This window comes from Candidatus Jordarchaeum sp. (assembly GCF_052745115.1).
Genome location: NZ_JBRAKS010000145.1, coordinates 1 through 9471, shown reverse-complemented (window position 1 = coordinate 9471; position 9471 = coordinate 1). Strand labels below are relative to the sequence as shown.

At 39.9% G+C, this 9471-nt stretch carries 6 protein-coding genes; 3 read left to right on the top strand and 3 right to left on the bottom strand.

Annotated features, from left to right (window positions below):
• Positions 1-156 precede the first annotated feature (156 nt).
• The 3 genes from ACUVXA_RS11330 to ACUVXA_RS11320 form a co-directional block, all read right to left on the bottom strand.
• Positions 157-1611 (bottom strand): NfeD family protein, encoded by a 1455-nt coding sequence (locus tag ACUVXA_RS11330; RefSeq protein WP_445871374.1) that lies wholly within the window; start codon positions 1609-1611, stop codon positions 157-159.
• A gap of 207 nt (positions 1612-1818) precedes the next feature.
• Positions 1819-3519, bottom strand: coding sequence for a V4R domain-containing protein (locus ACUVXA_RS11325; protein WP_445871373.1), 1701 nt, complete (start codon positions 3517-3519; stop codon positions 1819-1821).
• 442 nt (positions 3520-3961) lie between these two features.
• Complete coding sequence (locus tag ACUVXA_RS11320; RefSeq protein ID WP_445871372.1) at positions 3962-5302, bottom strand: C69 family dipeptidase; 1341 nt, start codon at positions 5300-5302, stop codon at positions 3962-3964.
• 175 nt (positions 5303-5477) lie between these two features.
• Here ACUVXA_RS11320 and ACUVXA_RS11315 point away from each other — a divergent pair, with 175 nt between their 5' ends.
• From ACUVXA_RS11315 to ACUVXA_RS11305, 3 genes are all read left to right on the top strand, one after another.
• Positions 5478-6032 (top strand): DAPG hydrolase family protein, encoded by a 555-nt coding sequence (locus tag ACUVXA_RS11315; RefSeq protein ID WP_445871371.1) that lies wholly within the window; start codon positions 5478-5480, stop codon positions 6030-6032.
• Positions 6033-6086: 54 nt separating this feature from the next.
• A complete protein-coding gene (locus ACUVXA_RS11310) occupies positions 6087-7499 on the top strand; it encodes a hypothetical protein (RefSeq protein ID WP_445871370.1) in 1413 nt (470 codons plus the stop codon).
• Between the two features lie 136 nt (positions 7500-7635).
• Positions 7636-8787: a uroporphyrinogen decarboxylase family protein gene (locus ACUVXA_RS11305; RefSeq protein WP_445871369.1), complete on the top strand. Its 1152-nt coding sequence runs from the start codon at positions 7636-7638 to the stop codon at positions 8785-8787.
• Positions 8788-9471 lie beyond the last annotated feature (684 nt).

Sequence of the window (9471 nt, the reverse complement as noted above, 5' to 3'; positions counted from 1 at the left end):
GGTGCTCCCCTATGAAGCAGGAACCGAACACCATTTAGGCGGTGTCCTAAATGGGGAAGTTTCGGACAACGGTTTCCTACAATTCTAGATGTAAGTTTAAAATTATTTGGACTACTGACTGGGAATTAAATAGTAGTAGGGGGGTGTAGATTTATTTTATAGTTCTTTGGCTTTGGACTTTACTGGTTCCACGATGAGCGTTAATCCTTTAACTTCTATTACTTTGATTTTTGTTCCTTCGCGAATGAGTTTGTTGTCGTGGGATTTTGCGCTCCATATTTCTGATTCTACTAGCACTTGTCCTTTGGGTGTTAGATCTGTTTTTGTTTTTCCAGTTTTTCCAACCAGTTCTTCGATGTCTAATTCTTTGGCTATTTTTCTGGTTTCCCCCACCTTGTAGACCAGATAGGCAAAGAAGCCTGAGATGAAGAGGGATACCACCACCACCGAAATAATCACTGTTTGTATGAAATTGTATGTGATCAGCCAATTTGATGTGGGGAAAATTAGGAGAGCCCCGAGTATAAAGCAAGCTATACCACCGGCTGCCAGTGCGAATGTCTGAGTTTTTAATTCTAGTAGGAATAGTACAGAGCCGGTGACGAAGAACAGTATAGATGCCAGATTAAAACCTAGAACTCCTAAGCCCGCTAATCCGAGGATAAGGCATATTATTCCTATTATTTCCGCACCGAAGCCAGGTGTTTTAAGTCCAATAATGATAGCAAAAAGACCCACTATTAATAGTATATATGTGACGTAGGGATTTACAATAATGTTTAGAGCGTTGTACTGAATTGGTCTATCATAATAGTATAGGAAAGGCGAATCACTTATTCCAGCAAAATCAATTTCACTAACCCTTCCAGGATAATCGTCAACATCCGCGGTTTCTACCAGTTTCCAAGCTAAAACCCCACTAGATGAATTATACTTTATCAATGTTTTATTTTCTAATTGTTGCAGAAGACCGAATAGGTCATTGGCTACTATATCAATCATACCACTTTTCTTAGCAGTATCAGGTAATAGATTTAGGTTTATTGTAACGAATTGCTGAGCAATGGTTACGTTTCTGTCATGTAGGCGTGCATGAGCGGTCATTAATGAAACCATTGCGCTCACATATCCAAGATTGTAGACTAGCTGACCGGTTTGCACCGGCTGAGCGGAGCCCATTATAGTGCCAATGGACATTGCCGAAATGTGGCTGGACATCAGTAGATAGGTTCCACCACTCCATGCAGTTGAACCTAAGGGTGCTACGAATACACATATGGGTACTCCGCTGGCCTCAAACATGTTCATAATATTGTGTACCGCGCTTAACTCTCCGCCAGGAGTGTTTATGAAAAACACTATAAGGTCAGCCTGAGCATAAAATCCTTTAAACAAAGCATCTTGAACCATTAGCTCCGTAGATCGGGTTATTTCTCCGTCTATGGTCACGTACATTACTGTTTTGGAAAAAGCCTGTTTGGCTCTAATATTTTGAGAATCATAGTAGCTCTGGACTAAAGGCTGTTGATTGTCCATATTTTGTGCTAATAATCCAAAACCTATAGAGAATATTATTAGTACTGCTAAGAGCAAAACGATTATTTTCCTCAAACACTCCACCTTAAATGTTCTCTCCACCTTATAATTGTTATAGTTAATTAATTATCTTTTTCCTATTTTAATTCTAATTAAGAAGATATAGAATAATTGGATAATATGGTTTCCAATTAATTAGTTCACCAGAAGTCATTTCCAAATAGCTAACAAAAAAAGGAGGAATCGTTTAGAAGAAGATTTAAAATATAAGAAAGGTTTTGACTAAGCTTTATTAATTTTGATAACGCATTTATTTTTAGCTGACTCGTCCTGTTCGATGCTGATTACGGTTTTTATGCCCATAGCCTCTAACAAAGCTTCTAAGTATGCCATATGCACATCGTGGAGCGCTTTTTCCTTATTCTGGTATCGGCAATCACTAATCTGATAGATTAGAGATTCTTCTCCTACTTCTAGCAAATTGGCTTTGTAGCCTAAACTGGCAAATAGTTCAGATAATTTCTCAGGGAGTTGTTTGAAGTTCAGTAATTTTTCTTGAAGCAATTCTCTATTTTTTTGGATAATTTTTTCTTTAAATTCTTTGAGTTTGGTTTTAGAAGTTGTGATTAGGGGAGATAGCAGTTCAAGGGATTCCATTTCGCTAATTTTAATTGGAGCTTCCGCAGACTCGATTCTTGTAGCTAAAAATTCACAGTGTTCGTCCCCTAATCCTACACACCTTATTTCTTCAACATCGTAGCGAGAAGCGTATGCTTCCTCTAGAGTCCCCTTCAAAAATCCTATCTGGGTGTAACAGATTGGCTTGTTAAGTTTTCTGAGACTCGAAATGATGGGTGAATTCTCAATAAACACTCTGATTGTATCGTTGTCTTCTTCCAACTGGTATGAAAGTTTACCCCATCCAAAAACATAGAGTATTCTTGAACAATGCTCCAAGTTTTTATTTCCGCTAATCTGGTATTTTTCTTTGAAAATATGTGACAGCGCTTTCGCTGTTTTGTAACCTGCAAACTCCAGTTGACTCCTCGTTGCATCTAGAAGGTTATTATCATTAGCCTTCTTTATAATATTTAGTATTATATTTACGGGTAAAACAAGATACCTTGCCAATTGGTCATAAATTGGTAACCTTAGCTGCCCTGATGGGTCAATGTAGAACATCTTTTTTAATTCCTCAAAGGAGGTGGCAATTTCACTCCCCACCAAGAATTTTCTCTTTCGCATTTCAACTGAGTATGGAACCGGGTCGGTGATACAAGGTAAGCCAGCGTTTTTTATGACCCGGAGTTGTTTAATTGAGATTCCTTCTTTCTCCACGGTTTTAAGTTCGAATACGGTGTCGAATATGTGTTTGGCGGTTTCAACCACCCTTTTCTCATGCATATCCATATTCATTACAGTGTATGCTACGTCTCTGAGTGTTTTGATTTTTGATCTGAGATTCCAAATGAATCTAAGCACCTTATCAGGGTCGCCCACGGTGAATATAGTAGTGGAAAGCTGATTGTATATCCAAGACACTTTTAGGCCTGGCCAGGGAATTTCTTTCAGCTTTTCGTCTCTAAACATACTGGTGTGGTAAAAAACGTGATTTAGATCGTGGGGCTTTTCTACCACCACGATGTTCGAGTCTTCGGATGTTTGAACTCCCATAGAGGAGCTGAATAGGTCTATATAGAATAGGCGGTTTTCCCTCAATGCGGCGGATGTAATGTCCGGAGCGTAGAGTTGAGGATAAGTTTCATTGGGCGGATCGGTGGTTAGAAGTATTACGGTTTCCCCTCTTTCTAGCACGTTTAGACTGATTATGCCTAAGAGCGCAGACGCGTCTTGAGCGTTTTGACCTTCACAGAGTATTAAGGCGGTTGATCCGCGAGGTATGCCTCCGCTGAGAAGTCTATCCAGTTCTTCTATTCCGGTTGTTGTGAGTTGTTCTTCTAATCCTCGGGTTGTAACAGACAAGTTTTTCCCCTCATGATTCTTGAATTACTTTTTGTCGTTATTGGTTATTTATTTTTTTGGTTGGTAAATATCTTCTTTTGGTTCTTGATAAATTTTTTTAGTGTATTTTGTGTTAAAGTTTGTTTTTATCTAAATTAAATTATTTATTAAATAATGATTACTGATTTTTAAAAAAGTACGATTAAACTATCTAAAAAATTTGAATTCATGTACGTATTTAGCAGTTGTAATCAAATAACGGATAAAATGGCTCCAACCCCCAAAAGAAGGTCTATTTAGGCCTTTTCGGCGGGCATTAGCCGACGGGGAAAATAACCCGAAACAAGCCTCCCCTCTCGGAAAAGGGGCGTATAACGCCAGATCGGTCTTCATGAGCCAAATACATACGAATTCATATTTTTTAAAAATGTATGGATTCTTAAAAATAAAAAATAAAAGAAATTCAAGTTTTTAATCCAGCTGATTCATTTACAGATTTCAAAAAGTCCAGATATTCGCTCTTGGTTGGAGTGACCTGTTTTGTCTTTTCCACAGTTTTTAACCATTCTTTACTCTTCTTGACCACTGTTTCAACGCATTTGTTCGTGAAATTTTCAAGTATTTCAATTGCTTCTCCCAGAGTGAGGTCTAATGCTTTTTTCCGAATATTACTGGCCTCTTCCAGAAATTTAGATTGTAAAGTCTCAATCTCTGGAACTATTAGGCTCGCTCGTTGAGGATAGTCTTCCTGTATTTTTCGCGCCAATTTTTCGTGATTCCACCAGAAAGAGGCTTCACTATATTTTTCATTGCCTTTAGTGAAGGTTTCTGGAATCTCGGCGCTTATATAGAATGGGATAAAGACACTAATGCATGGGTTGGACCCTCCGGTTAACCAGTGTGTTGGAAGCTCCTCTGTGAGATGCCCTACGTAGCTCCCGGTGGATTGACTCACCTCCATGGGTCCAGAGTGCATACAAACAGTGGTTATTTGCTTATCGGGATTCCACTCTTTAAAACTCATTCCTCCATGGTCTCGGAGATAGTTCATCATATCCTTTACCTTTATTTTTCCTCTTTTTTCTTGGAGAAGTTTGGATGAACGCTCAAAACGTTGAACACAGTGTACTATTTCCCGCATCCCTGGCTCCCCGTAGCACAATGCAAAGTTAAAATCATTTTTTGATTTACACCAACCCTTCTCAATGGCGTGTTCCACCAAATCTGGTGAAGCCAAATCCCACTCCTTACCTATAGTGTAACCATTTGAAATCGAACGGACATCCTTCACATACTCAGCAACCCAGTACTTGTCAGCGGTTTCCAAAACCCAGGCTTCACTCGTATCAGCTATAAGGAATGAATTATGATACATTAGAGACTGGTCAAAAAAGCAGTTCCCACCCTGACCATACTGCTCCAAGAGTTCAACTATTATCTCGAGAGCTCTTCTGGCTGTCTCTCCTCTCTCCAATCCTAATCTGAGAAGATCCATACCTAGTAGTCCGGTTTCAGCGTAAGGTTCCTTTGACCAAACCGCTTCGTTACCAATAGCCACGCCGTACTCGTTGACCCCCATTTCCGCCCCCCAAATCCAAAACGGACAGGACAGGATCACTTCCAGAGTTTCCGGTACCTGTGGAATCTCAATATAGGTGCACTTGACTTTGGAACCCTCGGGATGCTCCATTCTGGGAAAATGTCTGATTACCTGCGCCTCGTTGGGTGGTCTATCGCTGTTCTTTCCAAATATTACCGAACCATCCTCAGTAGAATTTCCTAACGCCACAAGAGTATCGCACATACAAACCACCTTAGATACAAAGGGTACATGTTAACTTTTATATATTTATCCTAAAGAAACAGGGAAGTGAGAAGAAAAAAAGAATCCAACTGCTTGAAAGCATTTTAAATCTGAAAAAACCAGAAGTATAAAAGATTCGGCGAGTACAAAAGATGGTAAAAGAAGATGGTAAAGGATGGTAGAAGAGGAAATTGATCTGATTGAAATTATAAGAAAGATGATAGAAGAGTCCAACTCTAAAACTGTGGACCTTGTCATTGAGCACGAGTTACGGGATGTCACACCAGAGATGATTGACTGGTGGTGGGACCACATCGATAACACGCAACGCTACGAGTTATGGCATCCTGAGGATCATGTTTCGTTTAAATGGGAAGTCCCTCCAAGTAGGTACGGGCACGTCGGTGCAATACAAGTGGCTGTAGAGAAAATTGGTGGACCCCCATCTATTAAATTGCGTATCCGTTGGGAGGAGCCAAGTTCAGCTCCTATTCCCACAATTTACAGTCACGTCTTAGTGGCAAGTATCATCGATCATGATGATAAGCCCCTTATTTGGTTCGTCCACGAATATGAGGCGGAATCCTATGGGACACGAATGCGCTCCACGTTTCGGTTTCCAGCAAGGATGCCTTCACCTATTCTAGACGCTATGCGTAAACATAATAAAGAAGAGATGGAACAATTCTCTAAATTTCTCCCAAAACTTTACAAGCAAAGTGTCAGTTGAAAATATTTAACTATTTAAATGTGGAGTATAAGAATTTATGAGGAGTGTGTGATTTTGGTTGTTTCCGTTCCGCCCGACTTGAGGTTCTCCGACTCTTTATATCTTCTATTTGGTGCCTCCATACTAAAGGATGACATTGCGGTTTATCAGAAGATTCCCTCCTACTTGAGGCCATTAATAAGCTTTCTTAACGCCTTTCCCTCACTGGGAAATAAAATATATGCGGGACAACTTACAAAAGCCCAACAGGGTAGAGACCCCGAAATAGTGAAAAAATCCAGAATAGATGATATTCTAGAGAAAGAATTTCTGAGTTATCATCGGGAGGTTCTTCAGGGGAAAAAGGTTGACTCCATTTTTCTCGGAGCCTCAAGTGGAGGAAGTTTACACCTTGCAGACATAATGCGCTACCCAATGCTGTTTTCAGGTTTAAATATAACTGTGACTAGGCGGGGTGGAGACCCTGACGACGCACAAGGTTTTATAGAATTCGGAAGAAACTTGATGAAGGATTTCTTGCCTAACAATGATAACCTAGAAATCGTTATTCACTTTGACCCAATTCATGATAGAACAAATCTTCCGTTCGTTTTTCATTTCAGATCCAAGTTCTGGCTCCCCAACGCTTACCAAAAATTCATAAAAGACCACCTTAAGAGAGGAGGAAACATAGTGTTTTTCGACGTTCAGGAACCATGGCTACACTACAAACTCGATGACAGATTCTACTACCAGTGCGGAGGTCTGGATGACTTAACACCCGAAGAATATGCTTTCGGCTCCAAAAGAATTGATACTTGGCTTAAACAGGTGGGCGCATCTCACAGAGGAGGCTGGGGAATAGAGGAAGAAAAACCGGCGAAGAGTTACGACAGCGAGTTTGCCAATAGTCCCCGAATGGTTAAAGCGGCAAAAGATTTTGCCAAGGATCAGGGATACAATTTTATCCACATTAAGGCCAACAAGGCCCATGACTTAAGCGCCATGACCACCTACCTAGTCCACCAGGCTATGGTTGAAAAGGGGATAAAGCCCAGAGGAGTGATTGTTGAACAGTATACTCAACTCGTCCCACTCGCAGTAAGGAGATTGGGACTTCTCCCAGTTTGGACATACTACGTTTTGCGTACCTCTTATAATGATACTAAGAAAATGCTGGACAAGGTTTTTGAAGATTATTTGGAAGAAGCTGAGGAACTAGTTTTTCTACCGACACAACCGTGGAACCCGTCCCCCCTTGGAGACTTTGTAACCTATGAAGAATGGGAAAAATTGTTCAAATCATATCCCGTTAAAAAATACACTATATTAATGAACCCCGAGCTGTATCCTATGGATGTGCCGTCCATTGTAATGGGACCAATCAATCTGCAAAAAAGATGCTTGAAAGAAAGGGACCTAGGACTCAAAATTAGTTTAGAAGATATTAAGAGTGCTTGTAAAAAATTCGGTCTAAGCTATCAATAATGGTTTCCCCGATTCTTTTTTCTTGAGGGAAAACCTCATATCTCACTTTTTTTATCGTATTGTAATCCCAGTTTTCTTTACGTAACCAAAATATTTGAGATTTCACCATGGCTTTTACTAGATTTGGTGACCGGAATTGGACGCCCGAGAACGAGTCCTTTGTGCATTAAGCAGGGAGGAGCCAGATAGGGTTCCCACATTTGAGGTTGGTATTACAAACGATAATATTTCAGAAAAGGTTGCAGGAACCAGTTTGACTAAGGGCACTATACGCGCAGCTAGGGATATGAGACACACCCCCTTCTGGCGATATTTCAGAAAGAAACACACCATGAAGTATTCACCCGATCTGTACGCAAAGTCGGTCATGGTTATGGCAAAAATAGGTTTTGACAGCTGTTCTCTCGGGGTTCTACTCCAGTTCACCAAATGCAAGTATCCCACCTGGGACACATATATCGACGAGTATGGGAGAAAATTCCAACTCAAAGAGTATAATGGTACAGAAATGGGTTCCTACGTGGGGGGAGGCTTCAAGTCTCCTGAAGACTACTATGCTTGGGGCCCAATTGACCCATATCATCCCATAAGGGAGAGAATCTACAAGAAAGCCCAGGAAGCAGCGGGAAACCGAATCTTCATAATGCCCGGCATTATGGGATTCTTTGAATCCACTTGGGAAATATTTGGATTCGAAAACTTCACCAAACTATTCTTTCATAATCGAAAATTCATACAAAGAGTTTTTGAAGACCACAAGAACCTGGCAATTGAAACCGCCAAATACATGATGGATCTGGGTGCCGAGGCACTAGTCGTGTATGACGATTACGGCCATAAAAGCGGGCCCTTCATTTCGCCTAAGGATTTTCGAGAATATGTGTATCCCCATCTGAGAGAATTCACACAAACCTGCCATAATCGGGGAGTAAAGGTATTCCTACATAGCGATGGCAACCTAAACAAGATACTGGAAGATATTGTTGATGCGGGAATAGATGCTTTACATCCTTGGGAACCACAGGCAAACATGAACATAATAGAAGGAAAAAAGAAGTACGGGGACAGAATATGCGTAGTGGGTAACGTGGATCCCATGTTCACCCTAAGCGAAGCCCCAGTAGAATATGTAAGACAAGAAGTGATTAAACTACTAAAGAATGTAGCACCGCGAGGAGGCTACATCCTGAGTTCTGGGCATAGCATTCATCCAAGAGTGAAATATGAGAATCTTATAGAAATGATGAAAACAGTGCAAAAGTATGGAAAGTACCCAATCCAAATTTGAGAGAACCAACGGCTTTGAAAATGTTCGTCATTAGATTGAGTAATAATAGTTTCATGATACAAAAAAGGTACATGTTTCTTTTATAAAGATTCAAAAGACCCATGAGACATGAGAATTAGATTCCATAATGAACAGCGAAAATCAACACTAATCCTATTGAACTCTTAACCACATATCGGATTTGGAAATAGGTAATTTGGTTTTCATATTCTCCCCATTTTTCGAGGAAACAAGCAAAAAGTTCTCTTGAAAATTGAAGAATTTACCTAAAAAAATAAAAAAAGCAGAAAGAGAAGAGAACAATAATACATCAACCAAAAACAACTGAAACATTACATCCAAGAACTTTTCTCTAAAATACGGTTTTCAATGAATATAAAGTAAAGAAAGAAACATGATATTCACTTAACCCAAGTCTTCTTAAGCTCCGAAACAAATTGCTCTTCGTTCATCGCTATTCTCTTTCTAAGGTTTTAAATCAAGAAAAGAAACTTATGAAATTCTCCCAAAGTGTTTTCCAGCGTATCCCAGAAAGTTAATATACGATTTAATAAAACGTATACACATGGAAACGATTTCTTCAAGAGTGGAAAGAGAACTCCTAGAAGAACTTGAAAAGATCTCGAAAAAGAGGGGTTCACAACAGTAGAAAGATTTAATGATAAATAATACCATTCTTGGACT